This window comes from Pantoea sp. X-Soil-ISGK-355, from assembly GCF_059730805.1.
The window spans coordinates 2,804,789-2,825,961 of record NZ_AP035971.1; the positions used below are offsets into that span (position 1 = coordinate 2,804,789).

At 54.7% G+C, this 21,173-nt stretch carries 13 protein-coding genes; 7 read left to right on the top strand and 6 right to left on the bottom strand.

What is annotated here, in order from left to right; translation table 11 throughout:
* Positions 1-13 precede the first annotated feature (13 nt).
* Both rcsD and rcsB read left to right on the top strand, forming a co-directional pair.
* On the top strand, positions 14-2,671 hold the full coding sequence (rcsD, locus tag AC6I8J_RS12840; RefSeq protein WP_161733348.1) for a phosphotransferase RcsD: 2,658 nt from the start codon (positions 14-16) through the stop codon (positions 2,669-2,671).
* A 1-nt stretch (position 2,672) separates the two neighbouring features.
* The gene (gene rcsB, locus AC6I8J_RS12845; protein ID WP_003854204.1) at positions 2,673-3,323 is read left to right on the top strand and encodes a response regulator transcription factor RcsB; all 651 of its coding nucleotides are present in this window, start codon (positions 2,673-2,675) and stop codon (positions 3,321-3,323) included.
* Between the two features lie 54 nt (positions 3,324-3,377).
* On the opposite strand, the gene rcsC is transcribed toward rcsB, so the two are convergent.
* Both rcsC and gyrA read right to left on the bottom strand, forming a co-directional pair.
* Positions 3,378-6,230, bottom strand: a complete 2,853-nt coding sequence (gene rcsC, locus AC6I8J_RS12850) for a two-component system sensor histidine kinase RcsC (RefSeq protein ID WP_161733350.1) — start codon at positions 6,228-6,230, stop codon at positions 3,378-3,380.
* A 622-nt stretch (positions 6,231-6,852) separates the two neighbouring features.
* Entirely contained in the window at positions 6,853-9,525 is a 2,673-nt protein-coding gene (gene gyrA / locus AC6I8J_RS12855) for a DNA topoisomerase (ATP-hydrolyzing) subunit A (protein ID WP_161733352.1), read from the bottom strand.
* Positions 9,526-9,702: 177 nt separating this feature from the next.
* Between gyrA and ubiG the strand changes: the two genes are divergently transcribed.
* From ubiG to yfaE, 4 genes are all read left to right on the top strand, one after another.
* Positions 9,703-10,428 carry a bifunctional 2-polyprenyl-6-hydroxyphenol methylase/3-demethylubiquinol 3-O-methyltransferase UbiG gene (gene ubiG / locus AC6I8J_RS12860; RefSeq protein ID WP_090959232.1) on the top strand — a complete coding sequence of 242 codons (726 nt, stop codon included), beginning with the start codon at positions 9,703-9,705 and terminating at the stop codon, positions 10,426-10,428.
* Positions 10,429-10,955: 527 nt separating this feature from the next.
* Entirely contained in the window at positions 10,956-13,241 is a 2,286-nt protein-coding gene (gene nrdA / locus AC6I8J_RS12865; RefSeq protein ID WP_013358562.1) for a class 1a ribonucleoside-diphosphate reductase subunit alpha, read from the top strand.
* A 72-nt stretch (positions 13,242-13,313) separates the two neighbouring features.
* Complete coding sequence (gene nrdB / locus AC6I8J_RS12870) at positions 13,314-14,444, top strand: class Ia ribonucleoside-diphosphate reductase subunit beta (RefSeq protein ID WP_161733354.1); 1,131 nt, start codon at positions 13,314-13,316, stop codon at positions 14,442-14,444.
* Between the two features lie 2 nt (positions 14,445-14,446).
* Positions 14,447-14,707: a class I ribonucleotide reductase maintenance protein YfaE gene (gene yfaE / locus AC6I8J_RS12875; protein WP_010258095.1), complete on the top strand. Its 261-nt coding sequence runs from the start codon at positions 14,447-14,449 to the stop codon at positions 14,705-14,707.
* 411 nt (positions 14,708-15,118) lie between these two features.
* Here the strand turns inward: yfaE and AC6I8J_RS12880 are convergent, their stop codons facing one another.
* Together AC6I8J_RS12880 and elaB are read right to left on the bottom strand one after the other, a co-directional pair.
* Positions 15,119-16,315 (bottom strand): nicotinamide mononucleotide deamidase-related protein YfaY, encoded by a 1,197-nt coding sequence (locus AC6I8J_RS12880; protein ID WP_497825444.1) that lies wholly within the window; start codon positions 16,313-16,315, stop codon positions 15,119-15,121.
* 245 nt (positions 16,316-16,560) lie between these two features.
* A complete protein-coding gene (elaB, locus tag AC6I8J_RS12885; RefSeq protein ID WP_003854223.1) occupies positions 16,561-16,872 on the bottom strand; it encodes a stress response protein ElaB in 312 nt (103 codons plus the stop codon).
* A 335-nt stretch (positions 16,873-17,207) separates the two neighbouring features.
* Here elaB and AC6I8J_RS12890 point away from each other — a divergent pair, with 335 nt between their 5' ends.
* Positions 17,208-18,866: a glucan biosynthesis protein D gene (locus AC6I8J_RS12890; RefSeq protein WP_253419408.1), complete on the top strand. Its 1,659-nt coding sequence runs from the start codon at positions 17,208-17,210 to the stop codon at positions 18,864-18,866.
* A gap of 266 nt (positions 18,867-19,132) precedes the next feature.
* Here the strand turns inward: AC6I8J_RS12890 and AC6I8J_RS12895 are convergent, their stop codons facing one another.
* Positions 19,133-19,591, bottom strand: coding sequence for a GNAT family N-acetyltransferase (locus AC6I8J_RS12895; protein ID WP_285088281.1), 459 nt, complete (start codon positions 19,589-19,591; stop codon positions 19,133-19,135).
* 123 nt (positions 19,592-19,714) lie between these two features.
* The gene (gene nuoN / locus AC6I8J_RS12900; RefSeq protein WP_003854230.1) at positions 19,715-21,172 is read right to left on the bottom strand and encodes an NADH-quinone oxidoreductase subunit NuoN; all 1,458 of its coding nucleotides are present in this window, start codon (positions 21,170-21,172) and stop codon (positions 19,715-19,717) included.
* Position 21,173: the final 1 nt, after the last annotated feature.

Sequence of the window (21,173 nt, forward strand, 5' to 3'; positions counted from 1 at the left end):
TACCTGACACGCTATGTTGTATAAGTTTCCACTGACCTCCGGCAATGTCACCCGCTTTTTTGTGGTTTTCAATCTGGTGCTGCTGCTGGCGCTGGGCTTTATGGTGCATAACTCGGTCAATGCCTGGCTGACTGGCAAACGCTATGCGATGGACGATCTGGCGCGTGACGTGCAGAAGCGCATCGACGCCTACCGCTTTGCCACCTGGCAGATCTATGAAAACCTCTCCACCAGTGCGGCAGGCGCAACACCCGGCAGTAATCTGCAGGAGACGCGGCTGCGTCCTGACGTCTATTACCTGGAAAAAACCCGGCGTAAAACCGAGGCGCTGATTTTCGGCTCACACGACAGCAGCACGCTGGATATGACCATGCGGATGTCGAACTATCTCGACACGCTGTGGGGCGCAGAAAATCCCACCTGGTCGATGTACTTTTTAAATGGTCAGGACAACAGCCTGATTATGATCTCGACCCTGCCGCTGAAAGATATGGCGACGCGCTATAAAGAGAGCGCTATCAGCTCAATGGTAGATAGCCGCCGCGCGGAGATGCTGCAACAGGCCAATGCGCTGGATGAACGCGAGAGCTTCTCGCCGCTGCGCCATCTCGCCTTCCAGAACGACCACTATTTCACGCTGCGCACCACCTTCAATCAGCCGGGCCATCTGGCCACGGTGGTCGCCTTTGATCTGCCGGTTAACGATATTGTTCCGCAGAACATGCCGCTGGAAAACTTCCAGCTGCGTCAGGACAGCTCAATGCCTGCCACGACAGCCGATCAGCAGGAGGTGGAAAACACCCGCATCACGCTGGTTAATCCCAATATTGAGATTACGGCCACCCTGCCCAGTACGTCGCTGCAACTGGTCTATCAGGTGCCGATTACCCGCCTGATTATCGACAGCCTGCACAACCTGCTCTGGCCGCTGCTGATCAACCTGCTGCTGTTCCTGCTGTCGCTGGCGGGTATTGTGCTGCTGCGCCAGCAGTCGCTACGTCCCAGCGAGAATCAGAGCGCTGAACTTGATTCGCTACGGGTACTGAATGAAGAGATTGTGGCCAGCCTGCCGGTCGGCCTGCTGGTGTATGACTTTGCCAGCAACCGCACCCTGCTGAGCAATAAGATTGCTGAACATCTTTTGCCGCATCTCAATCTGCAGAAGATTATTAATATGTCCGACCAGCATCAGGGCGTGCTGCAGGCCACTATCAATAACGAAGTGTATGAGATTCGCCACGCCCGCAGCGTGCTGTCGCCACATACTCAGCTGTTTATGATGCGTGACCAGGATCGTGAGCTGCTGGTGAATAAGAAACTGCAGAAAGCGCAGCAGGTGCTGGATCGCAATCATCAGATGCGTCAGCAGCTGCTGCACAATCTGGGCCATGCACTGAATCAGCCTCTGGAGAAGATGGTGACGCAGCTGGTGCAGCTCAGCCAGCGTGATGCCGATGAGACCGTGCTGGACCTGCTCGATGAGAGCCAGGGACTGGCGCGACTGGTAGATGATATCGTGCTGCTCAACCGGCTTGAGGCGCATGACTGGTCACCGGATGCGACCGTCTTTAACCTGCAGGAGCTGCTGGACGAAATCGCACTGGAAAGCCTGCCGCTGATGCGTCGCAAAGGACTGTCGCTGGTGGTCAATAATCATCTGGCGAATGACGAGACGCGATTTGGCGACCGTCGCGCACTGCGTAAAGTGCTGACCACGCTGATGCACTATGCTCTGACCACCACCCGCTGGGGAAAAATCACCCTGGAAGTTAAGGCTGCGGACAAACAGGCCGATAGAGTGATCATCGAACTGGTGGACACCGGTGCGGGTCTGACGGTGGATGAGCTGGCGAATGTCGACTTCCCGTTCCTGGGCGATACCAGTCAGGATCGCTACGGACAGGCTTCCGGCATGGCGTTCTTCCTGTGTAAGCAGCTTTGCAAGCAGATGGGTGGCAGTCTCGATATCGTGGCAAAAGCGGATATCGGCACGCGCTACAACATGCAGCTGCCGCTGGTGCTGGAAGAGAAGCGCGAAGAAGAAGAGGAGAAGATTCTGGATGGTGTGACCGCGCTGGTGGAGATCACCGTGGAGGACGTGCATAAAATCGTCTGCCGCCATCTGGAAAACTGGGGCGCACGTTGTCTGACGCCCGATGAGCGCATTTCCGGTCAGGATCACGATGTGCTGGTGACCGACGATCCCGCAAAGCTTAGCGGCTGGGCACTGCTGCTGGCGGAAGATGAGCTGGGTCATCATGCACTGAACGACCAGCAGTATCGGGTCAATTTCAATCTCAGTAATGCGATGCTCGATGCCTTACTGGCCCTGATTGAGAAGCAACTGTCGCATGATGTGATGGATAATGACATGGAAGACGACACGGCCACGCCATTGATGAGCGGTGGCTATTTCCAGCTGTTTACGGAGACAGTACCGGTTGATGTGAAGAGACTGTATACTGAGTCAGCGGAAAAGGACTACGCCTCGCTTGCTCAGACAGCGCATCGCCTAAAGGGCGTGTTTGCCATGCTCAATCTGACTCCCGGCAAACAGCTTTGTGAAGAGTTAGAACACCACATTAAAGCGTGTGACGATTCAAACATTACAAATACCACCAGTGATATTGACGCTTACGTCAATCAACTGCTGCAGCAAGGTAACCAATAAGATGAATAACTTAAACGTAATTATTGCCGATGACCATCCAATTGTCCTTTTCGGTATCCGAAAGTCTCTGGAACAAATTGAATGGGTCAACGTTGTAGGTGAGTTCGAAGACTCAACAGCACTGATCAATAATCTGTCCAAGCTTGATGCTAACGTCCTGATCACCGACCTCTCTATGCCAGGTGAGAAGTATGGCGATGGCATTACGCTGATTAAATATATTAAACGTCACTATCCGGATCTGTCGATTATTGTTCTGACCATGAACAATAACCCGGCGATTCTGAGTTCTGTACTGGATCTCGATATCGAAGGGATTGTCCTGAAACAGGGCGCGCCTACCGATTTACCAAAAGCACTGGCTGCACTGCAGAAAGGCAAGAAATATACGCCGGAAAGCGTTGCGAAGCTGCTGGAGAAGATCAGCGCAGGTGGTTATGGCGACAAACGCCTGTCACCGAAAGAGAGCGAAGTACTGCGTCTGTTCGCAGAAGGTTTCCTGGTGACCGAAATCGCCAAGAAACTGAACCGCAGTATCAAAACCATCAGTAGCCAGAAGAAATCAGCAATGATGAAACTGGGCGTGGATAATGATATCGCGCTGCTGAACTACCTGTCGTCTGTCAGCCAGAGTCAGGTCGAAAGAGACTAAGTTACGTCTGAGGCGGTGCAGTCTGCACCGCCTCTTCTCCTGCCCTATCCTGCTTTATCCTGGCCGCGTTTTACGCACCCGATCAGCATAGATTGCCAGCGTCACCTTCAGCACATCCAGCGTCACCGGTTTCGACAGACAGTTATCCATACCCGCATCCATACAACGCTGTTTCTCTTCCGCCAGCGCATTCGCCGTCACGCCCACCACCGGGAAGAGATGGCCCAGCTGACGCAACCGCTGCGTCAGGCGATAACCATCCATGTTTGGCATGTTCACGTCCGTCAGCACGATGTCGATTTCATTACGACTCAGCACGTTAAGCGCATCCACGCCATCCTGCGCGGTTTTGACCTGATAGCCCAGCGTGCCAAGCTGTTCCGATAGCAGCATGCGGTTAATCGGATGGTCATCAACAATCAGCACCATGATGTCATCGTTATGCACTTTCTCTTCGACCGGCGCGGCAAGCAGCAACGCATCCGCTGTATCGTGGCCCAGCGAAATACGATAGATGCGCGCCAGAAGAGCCGGCACCTCGTGCAGCGTGGCTGTCGAGTGGATCCAGCGCCCCGGCTGACGTTCACGCGGCATATCCACATGCGATCCGTCAAAGGTGATCAGCGCCCGCAGCGGTAAGTCGATTTCCAGTTCGTAATCGGTCATCACCACATCGTCGTGACCCGGCTTACCGTTATACTCCGCAACCTCAATGCCCTGCTGCTGAATCTGGCGGGTAACAAATTGCGCCAGATAGTCATTGCGCATCGCCAGCCAGATTTTCTTATCCTGCAAACCCTCCAGCAGCATCAGCGACGGCTTCTGTCCTTTGTAGATCGGAATACGGACAATGAACTGGCTGCCCATGCCCGGCTCTGAGTCGACCTCGATGTCACCATCCATCATGTTGATCAGCTTTTCACAGATCGCCAGTCCCAGCCCCGTGCCCTGGAAATTACGCTGCACGCCATTTCCCACCTGGAAGAAGGGATCAAACAGGCGCGGCAGCTCCTTCGCCGGGATGCCGACCCCGGTATCCCGGACGCGGAAGGCCAGATAGCCCTCCGCAACCCAGGCATGCAGGATAATACAACCGGTGTGCGTAAACTTAATCGCGTTATTCAGCAGGTTCGAGATCACCTGCTGCAGACGCAGCGGATCGCCGTCCAGCACCTGTGGCACGTCATGTTCGATGAAGCAGTAGAGCGTCAGCCGCTTCTTCACCACCAGCGACAGATAGTTGCCGACGATGTGTGTCACGATTTCACGTGGGGCAAACGGACGCGGCTCGATTTTCAACTGCTCGGACTCAATTTTCGAGAAGTCGAGAATATCGCTGATGATCTTCAGCAGCAGGCTGGAGGAGTTGTTCATCGCCGTCACCAGCGAGTCGATGCCGCTGGGCAGCTCTTTGGTCTGTAACAGGTCGAGGTTACCGATAATGCCATACAGCGGCGTGCGCAGTTCGTGACTGACGGTAGCAAGGAACATCGATTTTGACTGGCTCGCCTGCTCTGCCGCGTGAGCCATCTCCTGCAGAGACTGCTCCATCCGCACACGCGCTGAGACATCGACCAGCACGCAAATCGCCACGTTCTCATTACGATAACGCGAATGCACAAAGCTGATTTGCAGGTTGGTATTACTGCCGGTCAGCACATCGACAAAATTGACCTGCTGTCCGCCGATTATCTCATTCAGCTTCAGACGATCTTCCTGCGTCAGCAACGTCAGATAGTTATGCGCCAGTTCGTTACTCAGAATATTGGTGCCGTCGCTGGTGCGTAAAATACAGATCCCGACCGGCGCAGAAGCAACAATCTTACGGTTAAACTGCTCATGCTCTTCCAGCCGGTGCGCATTCTCCTCCGCCGGCAGGAACATCCGCCGCTCAAATACCCAGGCAAGCGTAAACAGGATCACCGCACTGAAAATATTGAGCAGCAGCGCATTAATGATCATCAGCTTGAGCTGATCCACCATCACATCGGTGGGTATCGACCAGACCACATTAAGGTCGGACGGCGGCAGCGGTTTCTTCAGCACCAGCTGACGATACCCATTCAGATAACCGAACCAGGTTTTATCATCCGGCAGATTATCGAGCGAGAAGCCCAGCCCGCCGCGCCGCGAGTTAAGCAGTGGACGATAATTTTCATCGGTAATGGACGCAATGACCGGCAGGCTACCCGGCTGAATAAACTCATCCAGGCGGATATTCTGCTCAACACCCAGCAGCGCCTGTAACTTGTTGGCGACGTAAACCGGCACCACCATATAGAAGGTGCCGACACCGGGCTGAGCACTGCTGTTGATCCAGTACATCGGATTGCGGCGATCCTCCTCACTGCTATTGCGATAGCGGAGCACATTCTCACGCAGCGATTTCAGGCTGCGTTCCCGATCGGCATTACTGCTGCCAATGGTAAAGTCGGCCAGACACTGGCTCTCGCCACCGATAAAGAACACCCGATTCAGTTCATACGATGAGGCGAAGTTACTTTTCCAGTAATTGATGTAGTAGCTGAGTGAATCGAGCGAATTGCGCCAGGTATTGCTCATTGAGGTGCAGTCGCCATCCGAGAACAGCGGCGTATACTGCGGCTGGGTGGCTTTACCTGGCATCATGCCGGTCAGCACATCCAGACCACTGCTGGCGTTGGTTAAGCGGTTTTCAGTGATGTACTTCAGCTCACGCATCATGTCCGCCGAATGGCGCACATACCACTGTATCGTGCCGTAGTTGCTGGCGAACTCCTGCCGGACCTGCGTCTCTTTATTGTGCAGTACGCTGATGATGTAAAACGCTGTCAGAACGGCACCCAGCGTCCAGATTAGCAGCGCCAGCGCGCGAAAAAGATAGCGCGAAATGCGAAGCGTAGTGCGGAAAGAGACAGGATATTTCAAAGGTAACTCGCAGTTGGCAAGGTTAGTCGCATCATCGATTTTTAATGCCCATACACTAGCTTTATCGGGCGAAAAAAGCCAGCCAGCCGCAGGCTTAGCGGAAGGTTTGGGAATCTTTTAAGACAGCCAAAGCGCCATCTGCATCTCCTCAAAGCGACACCACAACCCCAATAAGAAAGGCCTGCTGTGCCCGAAGAGCAAAGCGTCCACGCCACGGATGGTGTGGACGATCCGCAGGGAGGCGGGAATCCTTTGCGATCGGGCATTGCGACCGCTCCCGACTCATAGCCACCAGCCATGTGCCCGCCCCACATCTCACCCCGCAAACACCACGCCCATCCCCTCAAAGCGACACCCAAATCCCCACAAAAAAGGCCTGCTGTGCCCGAAGAGCAACGTGTCCACGGCAGGGATGGCGTGGCCGATCCGCAGGGATGCGGGAATCCTTTGCGATCGGGCACAGCAGGCATTGCGACGGCTCCCGACTCACAGCCATCAGCTCCCAGCCACCCGCCATAAACTCTCTGCCCCTGCAATCTGTCCATCACACACAAAAAAACGGCAGGCCGGGTTTCCCCTGACCTGCCGTTTCTGCAACGAACCTCAGCTCACGTCAGACAAATTACTCTTCGTCTTCAGCTGCGTCGTCTTCGTCTTCTGCATCCGCTTCCGGTGCAATCTCTTCATCGTCAATCTCAGCTTCCGGCGCAATATCATCTTCGCCTTCCGCCACGCTGCCGTCGATTGAATCCAGCTCTTCTTCTTCAACCGGCTCGGCAACACGCTGCAGAGCGACTACGTTCTCATCCTCTGCGGTACGAATCAGGATCACACCCTGGGTATTACGACCCACGACGCTCACTTCTGAAACGCGAGTACGCACCAGCGTACCGGCATCGGTGATCATCATAATCTGATCGCCATCGACAACCTGAACCGCGCCAATTACCGGACCATTACGTTCAGTCACTTTGATTGAAATAACACCCTGCGTCGCACGCGACTTGGTCGGGTATTCGCTGTTGGCAGTCCGCTTACCGTAACCATTCTGCGTTACGGTCATAATGGCACCCTCTTCACGCGGCACAATCAACGACACGACACGATCGCCTTCAGCCAGCCTGATGCCGCGCACGCCAGAAGCGGTACGACCCATGGCACGAACTGCGGTTTCTGCGAAGCGCACCACTTTACCGGCCGCTGAGAACAGCATCGCTTCGTCATTACCGTTGGTCAGCGCCACACCGATCAGCTCATCGTCATCACGCAGATTCACGGCAATAATGCCGGCGCTACGCGGACGACTGAACTCTTTCAGCGCAGTCTTCTTCACGGTACCCAGCGCGGTCGCCATAAAGATATTGAAGCCTTCGGTATACTCACGTACCGGCAGAATCGCCGTAATGCGCTCGTTGGCTTCCAGCGGCAGCAGATTGACGATTGGACGTCCACGTGCGCCACGACTGGCTTCCGGCAGCTGATAAACCTTCATCCAGTAGAGACGGCCACGGCTTGAGAAGCAAAGAATCGTGTCATGGGTATTCGCCACCAGCAGACGATCAATGAAGTCCTCTTCTTTGATACGTGCGGCTGACTTGCCTTTACCACCACGACGCTGCGCTTCATAGTCGGTCAGCGGCTGATACTTCACATAGCCCTGATGCGACAATGTCACCACAACATCTTCCTGATTGATCAGGTCTTCGATGTTAATATCGGCGGTATTTGCGGTGATCTCTGTACGACGATCGTCGCCAAACTGATCGCGCATCAGCTCCAGCTCTTCGCGGATCACTTCCATCAGACGCTCAGCGCTCGACAGAATGTGCAGCAACTCAGCGATCTGCTCCAGCAGTGCCTTATACTCATCCAGCAGCTTCTCGTGCTCAAGGCCGGTCAGTTTCTGCAGACGCAGATCCAGAATCGCCTGAGCCTGCTGCTCGGTCAGATAGTACTGACCATCACGGATGCCGTACTGCGGATCCAGCCACTCGGGACGCGCGGCGTCATCACCGGCACGCTCCAGCATCGCTGACACGTTACCCAGATCCCACGCCTGTGCAATCAAACCCGCTTTCGCTTCTGCCGGGTTTGGTGCACGACGAATCAGCTCGATAATTGGATCGATATTCGCCAGCGCAATCGCCAGACCTTCCAGGATATGCGCGCGGTCACGGGCTTTACGCAGTTCAAAGATGGTACGACGCGTTACGACTTCACGACGATGGCGAACAAAGGCATCCAGAATTTCCTTCAGCGCCATAATCTTCGGCTGGCCCTGATGCAGCGCCACCATATTGATGCCAAACGATGTCTGCAACTGGGTCAGTGAATAGAGATTATTCAGCACCACTTCGCCGACCGCATCACGCTTGATTTCAATCACGATGCGCATGCCGTCTTTATCAGACTCATCGCGCAGTGCGCTGATGCCTTCGACACGCTTCTCTTTCACCAGCTCCGCAATCTTCTCAATCAGGCGTGCTTTGTTCACCTGATACGGCAGCTCGTGAATGATGATGGTCTCGCGGCCCGTTTTCGCATCGGCTTCCACTTCGCCACGTGCGCGAATGTAAATCTTGCCGCGTCCGGTGCGGTACGCTTCTTCGATGCCACGACGACCATTGATGATGGCGGCGGTCGGGAAATCAGGCCCCGGAATGTGCTCCATCAGCGCTTCAATGCTGATGTTCTCATCTTCAATGTACGCCAGGCAGCCGTTAATCACTTCACGCAGGTTGTGCGGTGGAATGTTGGTTGCCATACCCACGGCGATACCGGAAGAACCGTTCACCAGCAGGTTAGGGATTTTGGTCGGCAGAACTTCAGGGATCTGCTCAGTGCCGTCATAGTTCGGTACGAAATCGACGGTCTCTTTTTCCAGGTCAGCTAACAGGTCGTGGGCGATTTTCGACATGCGAATTTCGGTATAACGCATCGCTGCAGCGGAGTCGCCGTCGATGGAACCGAAGTTGCCTTGTCCGTCCACCAGCATGTAACGCAGGGAGAAAGGCTGGGCCATACGTACAATGGTGTCGTAAACGGCGGAATCACCATGCGGGTGATATTTACCGATAACGTCACCGACGACGCGGGCAGATTTTTTATAGGGTTTGTTCCAGTCGTTACCCAGTACGCTCATCGCATAGAGTACGCGACGGTGAACCGGCTTCAGGCCATCACGCACATCGGGTAAAGCTCGGCCAACGATGACCGACATGGCGTAACCGAGGTAAGAATTCTTTAATTCTTCTTCGATATTGACCGGTGTAATTTCTCTCGCAAGGTCGCTCATGGAGCCGCTATCCCTCTACTTAATCCCGGATTTTAAAGGTGCGAAAGTATATCACACTGCAATGCTCTGGTGAACGTTAACCACCGATTTCCCCTGCTTTTCATTGCCCCTGAAAGGTGTGCCAACTGCGGTTAAGCGTTTATACTGTGGGCACATTTTGTCAGGAGTTACGATTCAATGAATGCACAACCGCAGAATCATCAGCATAACGTCGATGCGCAGGAAATTGCCAAGTTTGAGGCCGTTGCCTCACGCTGGTGGGATCTGGAGGGTGAATTTAAACCGTTGCACCGTATCAACCCCCTGCGCCTGGGCTACATCGCGCAGCACAGCAATGGCCTGTTCGGTAAAACCGTGCTCGACGTTGGATGCGGCGGCGGCATTTTATCCGAAAGCATGGCGCGTGAAGGCGCAGTTGTGACCGGTCTGGATATGGGTGCCGAACCACTGGCCGTGGCGCGTCTGCATGCTCTGGAGAGCGGCGTCACGCTGGACTACGTTCAGCAGACCGTTGAAGAGCATGCGGAGCAGAACGCAGGGAAATATGATGTGGTGACCTGCATGGAGATGCTGGAGCACGTGCCGGATCCCCGCTCGGTGATTCACGCCTGTGCGAAACTGGTCAAACCCGGCGGCGAAGTCTTTTTCTCTACGCTGAACCGCAATCCCAAAGCCTGGCTACTGGCGATCTTTGGCGCGGAATATGTGCTCCGCATGCTGCCCCGCGGCACCCATGACGTGAAGAAGTTTATCCGTCCTTCCGAACTGCTGGGCTGGGTGGATGAAACGACGCTGCGTGAACGTAACATTATCGGCCTGCACTACAATCCGCTGACCAATCGCTTCAAACTGGCCCCCGGCACTGACGTGAATTATATGGTGCACACGCACCGCGCCGTATAAGTGATCGGCCCGCCTGAATCAGGGCGGGCTTGTTCTTCCCTTGCTGCTTTTCATCGCCTGCGGCTCCTGGAATCAACCGCAACAGAGGCATAGTGTTATCTGCCAGTGGGTTACGTCTCACCCACTCTCTTCTGCCTCAGATTTCAGTCCGCGTCATCTTGCAACGGCCCATGCACGTAGTCTCTTTTCGCTTTTTTTCCTCCCCTGCAGGGCCGAAAAGGGAGGATTGAATAAGAAATACGCGTCCGATCAAAGTTAGAAAAAAAAGTGTGATCTGGTTGACATGTTGCCAGGCCTTACAAGGCGTGGGCTAAGAAATTTCGCAAGAATTACAACCCCTCCAGCCATCATTTTTTGCTCTTGTTAAGCGGCCGTAAAATACTAAAATATGCCCCCATGTAGTTATGACTTTTCTCATCACCCCCTAGATGTAGTGTTTATCCACACATTATTCACAATGAATAGGCTGTGTATAAACCGGGATTTCTTTTAATTTTTGGATACTCACGCAAAGGTAAAAACGCGACATGAACCAGAGTCTGCTCGTTACTAAACGCGATGGCCGCCAGGAGCGCATTGATCTCGACAAAATTCACCGTGTGCTGGACTGGGCAGCTGAAGGGCTGAACAACGTCTCAGTGTCACAGGTGGAGCTGCGCTCCCATATTCAGTTCTATGATGGCATCAGAACCTCTGACATTCATGAGACCATCATCAAGGCCGCAGCAGACCTCATCTCTCGCGATGCCCCTGACTATCAGTACCTGGCTGCCCGCCTGGCAATCTTCCACCTGCGTAAAAAAGCGTATGGTCAGTTTGAGCCGCCGAAGCTTTATGACCAGGTCGTTAAGATGGTCGACATGGGCAAATATGATCGCCACCTGCTGGAAGATTACAGCCAGGAAGAGTTCGCGCAGATGGACGAGTTTCTCGACCACTGGCGTGACATGAACTTCTCCTACGCAGCGGTAAAGCAGCTGGAAGGCAAATATCTGGTCCAGAACCGCGTCTCGGGTGAAATTTACGAGAGCGCGCAGTTCCTCTACATTCTGGTCGCTGCCTGCCTCTTCTCTGGCTATCCGCGCGACACGCGTATGGATTACATCAAGCGTTTCTATGATGCGATCTCCACGTTTAAAATCTCACTGCCGACGCCAATCATGTCGGGCGTGCGTACCCCGACGCGTCAGTTCAGTTCCTGTGTGCTGATCGAGTGCGGCGACAGCCTGGACTCCATCAACGCCACCTCCAGTGCAATTGTGAAATATGTCTCTCAGCGTGCCGGTATCGGCATCAACGCCGGTCGTATCCGTGCGCTGGGCAGCCCGATTCGCGGCGGTGAAGCGTTCCACACCGGCTGTATTCCGTTCTATAAGCATTTCCAGACCGCAGTGAAGTCCTGTTCTCAGGGCGGCGTACGTGGCGGCGCAGCGACGCTGTTCTACCCGATGTGGCATCTCGAAATCGAAAGTCTGCTGGTGCTGAAAAACAACCGTGGTGTTGAAGGTAACCGCGTGCGTCACATGGACTATGGCGTTCAGCTCAACAAGCTGATGTATCAGCGCCTGCTGAAAGGCGAAGACATCACCCTGTTCAGCCCGTCTGACGTGCCTGGCCTGTATGACGCGTTCTTCGCCGATCAGGATGAGTTTGAGCGCCTTTACACCAAATATGAGCAGGATAAGAGCATCCGTCAGCAGCGTGTTAAAGCGGTCGATCTCTTCTCGCTGATGATGCAGGAACGTGCTTCAACTGGCCGTATCTACATTCAGAACGTCGATCACTGCAACACTCACAGCCCGTTTGATCCGCGCATCGCGCCGGTTCGCCAGTCTAACCTCTGCCTGGAAATCGCCCTGCCGACCAAACCGCTGGAAGATGTTAACGACGAAAATGGTGAGATCGCCCTGTGTACGCTCTCTGCGTTCAACCTTGGCGCCATTGAAAGCCTCGACGATTTGGAAGAGCTGGCTACCCTGGCGGTGCGTGCCCTTGATGCCCTGCTCGACTATCAGGACTACCCGATTCCGGCTGCACAGCGTGGTGCCATGGGTCGTCGTACCCTGGGCATTGGCGTCATCAACTACGCTTACTATCTGGCGAAGCACGGTGTGCGCTACTCCGATGGCAGCGCTAATGGCCTGACCCACAAAACGTTTGAAGCGATTCAGTACTACCTGCTGAAAGCGTCAAACGAGCTGGCGAAAGAGCAAGGTGCCTGCCCGTGGTTCAATGAAACTACCTATGCACAGGGCATTCTGCCGATCGATACCTATAAGAAAGACCTGGACGCGATCAGCAACGAACCGCTGCATCTCGACTGGGAGAGCCTGCGTGAAGAGATCAAGACGCACGGCCTGCGCAACTCGACCCTGTCCGCGCTGATGCCGTCTGAAACCTCGTCGCAGATCTCCAATGCCACCAATGGCATTGAGCCGCCACGTGGCCACATCAGCATCAAAGCATCAAAAGATGGCATCCTGCGTCAGGTGGTGCCGGAGTACGAGCGTCTGAAAGATCAGTACGAGCTGCTGTGGGAAATGCCTAACAACGATGGCTACCTGCAACTGGTGGGTCTGATGCAGAAATTCATCGACCAGGCCATTTCGTCCAACACCAACTACGATCCGTCACGCTTTGCCAACGGTAAAGTGCCGATGAAACAGCTGCTGAAAGATCTGCTGACGGCGTACAAGTTCGGCGTGAAAACGCTCTACTATCAGAACACCCGTGACGGTGCGGAAGATGCGCAGGATGACCTGGCACCTTCTATCCAGGATGATGGCTGCGAGAGCGGCGCCTGTAAGATCTAATGGTCAGGCGGGAGACTCTCCCGCCTCATTCATTTCACGAGGCCTGGCTTCGTCTACTTTTGGACAACTTTTATGGCTTACTCTACTTTCTCACAGAACAAAAATGATCAGCTGAAAGAGCCGATGTTTTTCGGTCAGTCCGTCAACGTGGCGCGCTTCGATCAGCAGAAATATGACATCTTTGAAAAGCTGATCGAAAAGCAGCTCTCCTTCTTCTGGCGTCCGGAAGAGGTGGATGTCTCACGCGACCGTATCGACTACCAGGCACTGCCGGATCACGAAAAGCATATCTTCATCAGCAACCTGAAGTATCAGACGCTGCTGGATTCGATTCAGGGTCGCAGCCCGAACGTTGCCCTGCTGCCGCTGATCTCAATTCCTGAGCTGGAAACCTGGATTGAAACCTGGGCGTTCTCTGAGACGATTCACTCTCGTTCATACACCCATATCATCCGTAACATCGTTAACGATCCGGCGGTAGTGTTTGACGATATCGTTACCAATGAACAGATCCTGGCGCGTGCCCAGGATATCTCACGTTATTACGACGACCTGATTGAGATGACTAACTACTGGCATCAGCTGGGCGAAGGCACGCATCAGGTCAACGGCAAGCAGGTTGTGGTCAGCCTGCGCGCCCTGAAGAAGCAGCTCTATATTTGCCTGATGAGCGTCAATGCGCTGGAAGCAATCCGTTTCTATGTCAGCTTCGCCTGTTCATTCGCTTTTGCTGAGCGTGAGCTGATGGAAGGTAACGCCAAAATCATCAAACTGATTGCTCGCGATGAAGCGCTGCACCTGACCGGCACTCAGCATATGCTGAACCTGCTGCGCAGCGGTGAAGACGATCCAGAGATGAAAGAGATTGCAGCAGAGTGCCGTGAAGAGTGCTTCGAGCTGTTTAAGAAGGCGGCGCTGCAGGAGAAAGAGTGGGCAGAATATCTGTTCAGCGGCGGCTCTATGATCGGCCTGAACAAAGACATTCTCTGCCAGTATATTGAGTACATCACCAATATCCGTATGCAGGCGGTGGGTCTTGACCTGCCCTTCCAGACGCGCTCTAACCCGATTCCCTGGATCAACTCGTGGCTGGTGTCTGATAACGTTCAGGTCGCGCCGCAGGAAGTGGAAGTGAGCTCTTACCTGGTCGGTCAGATCGACTCTGAAGTGGGCGCTAACGACTTCGACGACTTCCAGCTTTAATCATGAGCCGTGACGTTGTTATTCTGCGCAGTTCCGGCACCCGGCTGGAATGCACAGACGAGCATACCAATCTGCTGACGCTGCTGGAAGCCAACAATCTCTGCGTGGAGTTTCAGTGCCGCGAAGGTTACTGCGGCTCCTGCCGGATGCGGCTGCTGAAAGGCGAAGTGCATTATCCACAGCGGCCGCTGGCCTTTGTGCAGCAGGATGAGATCCTGCCCTGCTGCTGCAAAGCCAAAGGCGAGATTGAGCTGGAGTTATAACTGAGGTGGAATAAGTCTGGCTTGATTTGCTGTGAGATCGAGTCAGCTTAGGGAACACGGTCAGATCGGAAAGACGCAAAAAGCGTCATCCCTGACAGCTCGTCCCGCGCGATTACGCACCTCATCCCTGAGGTGCGCCCGTAGCCGGGCCAACGCGTTGCGTTGTTCAAAAACGCTCCCGGCGTTTTTAGTACGCACCTCATCCCTGAGGTGCGCCCGTAGCCGGACCAACGCGTTGCGTTGTTCAAAAACGCCTGGCGTTTTAGTCCCAGGCGCGGGACGCTTTCCTCCTCTGCCCGTGTTCCCTGCGCTTTGAGCTAATTTATTGCTGCGAGAATGACGCTGTATGGGGTTAATTCGCAGTCACATACAAGACGGGCGCCTCAGGCGCCCGTTTTATTTTCACTGATATTACTGTCTGACAGTTTCAACCACATCAATCCAGCCGTGACCGGTGCTGACTTCACTGCCGTGCAACCAGCGGCGCAGCATATTCATCGCCATCATTGCCACCACCTTCTGCCGCGTCTCCAGATTATGGCGACCGGTACTGAACTTCACGCGCTGACCAAAGCTGCCATCCGGCGTATGCAACGCCACCGAAATCTCCTCCTGCTCCAGGCTGCCAACAGAGAGTGCCAGCGCTGCCTGCTGCTGCGCGGCAAAATCACGAGTGCGGTTCACCTGTTGCTCCAGCGTCTCCTGCTGTGGTGGCAGAATGTCAGCACCACGCAATGGCACGCTGGCGGTAGCCAGCTGCCAGTAAAGCAGACCGGCGGTGTATTGCTCGCTGACCGCCAGTTGTTCACCGCGCTGCTCCAGCTCGCGGGCCAGCAGGGCCGGCAGGCCTTCGGTGCCTTCAAAAATGGTGCACTCCGCCAGCAGCAGACGCACCTGCTGCCACACCTGCTCCATCGCTACCCGCTGACTGGCCGGGCCGGTAAGTTTGATCTCAATAATCGGCATCGATGAGCGATACCCCATCACCACGCCTTCCGGCAACGCCAGCGGCTCCAGTTCAGCGGCAATATCGCTTTCACCGCGACCAAAGGTCGTCAGTCGCAGGCAAACCGGCGGCTCGGGGGGCGAGAATTTGGCTTTCAGGCGGAGAATGATCTGCTGCTCCACCATCACTTTAAATTCAGACGGCACGCCAGGCGTGAAGAACATCCAGCAGCGATTAAGTTGCAGGGCAAAACCACAGGCGGTTCCGACGGGATTATCAATCAGCTCCGCATTGGCCGGAATTTCAGCCTGTTTGCGATTGCTGGCCGCCATTATCCGTCCGCGACTGGCGAACCAGGCTTCCATCTGTTCCAGCCAGTCCTGCTGCATTGCCAGTTCTACGCCACAGGCATGCGCGGCAGCCAGCGCGCTGAGATCGTCACTGGTTGGCCCCAGGCCGCCATTGACTATCAGCACATCGGCCTCATGACTGCGCGCCTGCAGCGTGGCGATCAGCGACTCGAGTGAATCGCCTACCGTGGTGCGACTGGTCATGGGTAAACCCTGCTGGAACAACGTATCCGCCAGCCAGGCTGCATTGGTGTCGACGATTTGGCCATGCAGCACCTCATCCCCGGTTGACAGCATCTCTATTCTAATCACATCGGATCCTCCTTTTCACGTTTGCTTTACTGTATGAAGTCCACCCGGGAAACACAATCGGCATTACCCGCGATTATGATTGTTGCGGCGGAGGCAGCACGTAGCGCCTGAAAGTCAGAGGGTGGAGCAGGATTGTATGACTCAGATGAGAGTATTCAGGATAGTGAGAGACCCACAAAAACGGCGGGATTTCCCCGCCGTTTTTTACTACGTTTGTCTGCTACAACTGTGTGAGCAGGTCGCGATTAGCGACGCGCCAGCAGCAGACCAAGCACCAGACCGGCAGTTGCACCAATACCGACGCCCTGCCACGGTTTTTCATGCACGTAATCGTCAGCGCGGTAAGCCGCCTGTTTAGCGCGATAGTAGTAACTATCTGACGCCTGGCTGACACGGGATTTCACATCGTTCAGCGCCTGTTCAGCTTTGCTTTTTAGCTCAATATACTTCTGATCGGCCGGATCGCCTGATGCCTTAAGCACTTCTTCAAGGGTTTCGGTCAGTAACGCAATATCGTCATCGAGGCCCGATTCGAATTGATTTGTCTGATTTACCATCATTTCCTCCGTGTGAATTGCAAAGCAGTTCATTAACTATAGTCATAATCTGGCGCTCTGCTGTTTTCCTGCTCCAGGAATCACCTGATTTTTCATCTGCTAAAGTTGCTCAGTTCAGGCGGTGCGCCGTTTCGCTGCGCAAAGAAATGTAAGACGCCACGGCAACCACCGAATTTCGCTTCGCTTCTTTGATTAATCTGATAAATTTTGTCGGGACTGAATTTTCCAGTAACCCTACTGTCGTACCCCTCTGTTGCCTGTGATTATCGGGCCATGAAAGTGCATTTTGCACGACAGTCACGACACCCTCGAACAGCTAAGGAATGATCTCTGGCATGAATCGAAGAATGTTTATGAAAGCGTCAATGGCCTTCTCCGCCGTCAGCGGCATGACCGGCCTGTCAACGCTGTTTGCGCAATCAGCATGGGCAGAAGATGGCATTGCTGACGGCACCGCCGTACGCTTCGATTTTGACGTACTGAAGAAAAATGCGGCCGCGCTGGCGAAAAAACCCTGGGGCGGTGCGCCAGGCGCGTTGCCGGAGACGCTGGCTACACTGACCCCGCAGGCGTACAACGAAATTCAGTATGACGCTAATCACTCGCTGTGGAATAACCTGCCCGACCGTCAGCTGGATGTGCAGTTCTTCCATGTCGGTATGGGCTTTAAGCGTCGCATCCGTATGTTCTCTGTTGATGGCGCAAGCCGCGAGGCGCGCGAGATTCATTTCCGCCCCGAGCTGTTCAACTACAACAATGCGCACGTTGATACAAAGCAGCTGGAGGGCAAAACTGACCTCGGCTTCGCCGGTTTCCGCGCCTTTAAAAAGCCGGAGCTGACCCGTCGCGACATCGTCTCTTTCCTCGGCGCAAGCTACTTCCGTGCCGTGGACGATACCTTCCAGTACGGTCTCTCGGCGCGTGGTGTGGCGATTAACACTTTCAGCAACGGTCAGGAAGAGTTTCCGGACTTCACTGCCTTCTGGTTTGAAACGCCAAAGGCGGAAGATACCACCTTCACCTGTTACGCCCTGCTGGATGGTGCCAGCCTTACCGGTGCCTATAAGTTCATCATCCACTGCGAAGAGAAACGTGTGGTGATGGAAGTAGAAAACCACCTGTTTGCCCGTAAAGAGATCCGTCAGATCGGCATCTCACCGATGACCAGCATGTTCAGCTGTGGTACCAACGAGCGTCGCATGTGCAATACCTACCATCCGCAGATCCATGACTCCGACCGTCTGGCGATGTGGACCGGTAAAGGCGAATGGATTGCCCGCCCGCTGAATAATCCGCAGCGTCTGCAGTTCAACGCCTATGAAGATGAGAATCCGCGTGGCTTTGGCCTGCTGCAGCTGAATCACGACTTCAAAGATTATCAGGATGTGATCGGCTGGTATGACAAACGTCCGAGCCTGTGGGTTGAGCCGGTCGGCAAGTGGGGCAAAGGCGCGATCAACCTGATGGAGATCCCGACAACCGGTGAAACGCTGGATAACGTGGTCTGCTTCTGGCAACCGGCTGAACCAGTCAAAGCGGGCAGCGAGCTGAACTTCTCCTACAAGCTTTACTGGAGTGGTCTGCCGCCAGTACGAAGCGGTCTGGCGCGCGTGGATGCTACCCGTACCGGTATCGGTGGCTTCCCGGAAGGCTGGGCGCCTGGCGAGCACTTCCCTGAAACCTGGTGCCGTCGCTTCGCCATCGATTTTATTGGTGGTGATCTGCAGGCCGCTGCGCCGAAAGGCATTGAGCCGGTGATTACTGTCTCATCGGGCAGTGTGAAGCAGGTTGAAATTCTGTATGTCGATCCGCTCAAGGGTTACCGCATCCTGTTTGACTGGTATCCGAACAGCGATTCCACCCAGCCGGTTGAGATGCGTCTGTTCCTGCGCAGCAAGGATGAGACGCTGAGTGAAACCTGGCTTTATCAGTATTTCCCGCCTGCGCCGGATCAGCGCAAATATGTTGATGACCGCCAGATGACGGTGGGTTGATGTAAACAGGCGAGGCTCAGGCCTCGCCTGAGATTAATGACAAAGTGTGGCCCGGTTAGCTGTGAGACCAAGCCAGTGCAGGAAACATGGTCAGATCGGAAAGTCGCTTACGCCAATCCCTGCCTCGCTGGGCCTGCGCCGTCCATGGCGCGGGACGCTTTCCTCTTCTGACCATATTCCCTGCGTATTGAACTAATCCATCGCTGCCAGTTGCACCCTGATTTGAGTTTGTCAGCTGTATGAGACGAGGCTCCGGCCTCGCGTTTTTACGGCGCCTTCTTCAGCATATCGACGTGTGGGATACCATCTTCCAGATAACTCTCCCCTGTCGCCACAAATCCATGCTGCTCATAGAAGTTTTCCAGATGCGCCTGAGCGGAGAGAAACATGTCACGACCCGGCCAGTGCTGCTGACAGCTGCTGATCGCCTGCTCCATCAGACGATTGCCCAGCCGCGCACCGCGAACCCGATCTGATACAATTACCCGTCCAATTTTTACCGGGCTGTTTTCATCAATCGGAGAGAGAAGGCGCGCATAGGCCACCAGCTGGTCATCCGCCATGCCCAGCAGATGCCGGTTTTCCGCCTCCAAATCTTTGCCATCCACATCAAGGTAAGCACACTGCTGTTCGACTACGAACACGGCGCTGCGCAACGCCAGCAGCGCATAGAGTTCCGGGGCGGTGAGTTCACTATGATGTTTATCCTGCCAGTCAAGGTTCATCGTCTCTCCTTTAAACCACACACTCTACATCAGTGTGGTGTCGCCAGCACCTGCTGGTCACGGCGTCTGACAGGCAAAAAAAATCAGGCCCGAAGGCCTGATTCATCACTTGCAGTCAGCTGCTTACATCAGTGGCTGTGCCATCTGCACCAGTCTGATCAGCGGCTGCGGATAAACCCCTAACAGCAGCACCAGAATGGCGGAGATCAGCACGACCACACCACCAGCCGTAAATGCCCAGTTAGCCGGGGTATCACGGGTATGCAGTTCCGGCGGACTGAGATAGAGACTCACCGTCACGCGCAGATAGTAGTAGAGGCCAATCGCACTACCCGCAACCACAGCTCCGGTCAGCCACCACAGGTGCGCACTCACACCTGATGCGATAACGTAGAATTTACCGATAAAGCCCAGCGTCATCGGGATACCCGCCAGCGACAACATCATCACCGTCATCACGGCTGACAGGATAGGACGATGCCAGAACAGACCACGATAGGAGTAGAGCGAGTCGGCATCCGGGCCACGATACGGGCTGGACATCAGGCTCACCACACCAAAGGCACCCAGGCTGCTGAACAGATAACCCGCCAGGTATACACCCGAGGTTTCCAGCGACAGCTGATGATCTTTCACCGCAATCAGCGCGACCAGCAGATAACCGAGATGGGCGATAGAGGAGTAGCCCAGCAGACGCTTGATGTTGCTCTGCGAAATCGCCATCAGGTTACCGAACAGAATCGACACGAAGGCGATCATGGCCAGCACCGTGCGCACCGCTTCGCTGTCGGTCACCGGCGCATACATGAACAGACGCATGATGACACCGAAGATGGCAATCTTGCTGGCAGTGGCCAGGAAGGTTGAAACCGGCGCAGGCGCACCCTGATAGACATCGGGCGTCCAGAGGTGGAACGGCACCAGTGAGAGCTTAAAGCCCAGACCGATGATCATCATGCCCAGACCCACCAGCAGCAGTGGCTCGTGGATCATACTGTCTGTCAGGCTCTGACCCAGCGCCACAAAGCTCAGGTTACCGGAATCAGCGTAGATCAGTGCAATACCAAACAGCAGGAACGATGAGGCCGCCGCAGAAAGAATGGTATATTTCAGCGCCGCTTCCAGCGAACGTTTCTGGCGGAAAGCGTAGCCAATCAGACCAAACAACGGCAGTGACAGCAGTTCAATGCCGATGAACAGCGAGGCCAGATGGTTAGCGCTGGCCAGTACGATGCCACCGAGCGCCGCAATCAGCACCAGCAGATAGAACTCATCTTTGTTGTCGGGATAGCCTGCCAGCCACGGATAGGCAAAGGTGCAGGTTGCCAGACTCGCCAGCATTACCAGCGCGGTGTAGAACATCGAATAGCCATCGACGCGCAGCAGCGGCGTGACATCCATCGCCCCGACCTGACCGACAAAGTAAAGCGAGAGCAGCGCCAGGTTCAGGCCAACTACCGTTAGCGTGGCGTTAACGAAGTGGTTGCGTCGCCAGGCAATGGACAGCATCACAACCACCACCGTCAATCCGACGATTAACAGCGGTAGCAACGCAATCAATTGGTGAGGAGTTATTGTCATG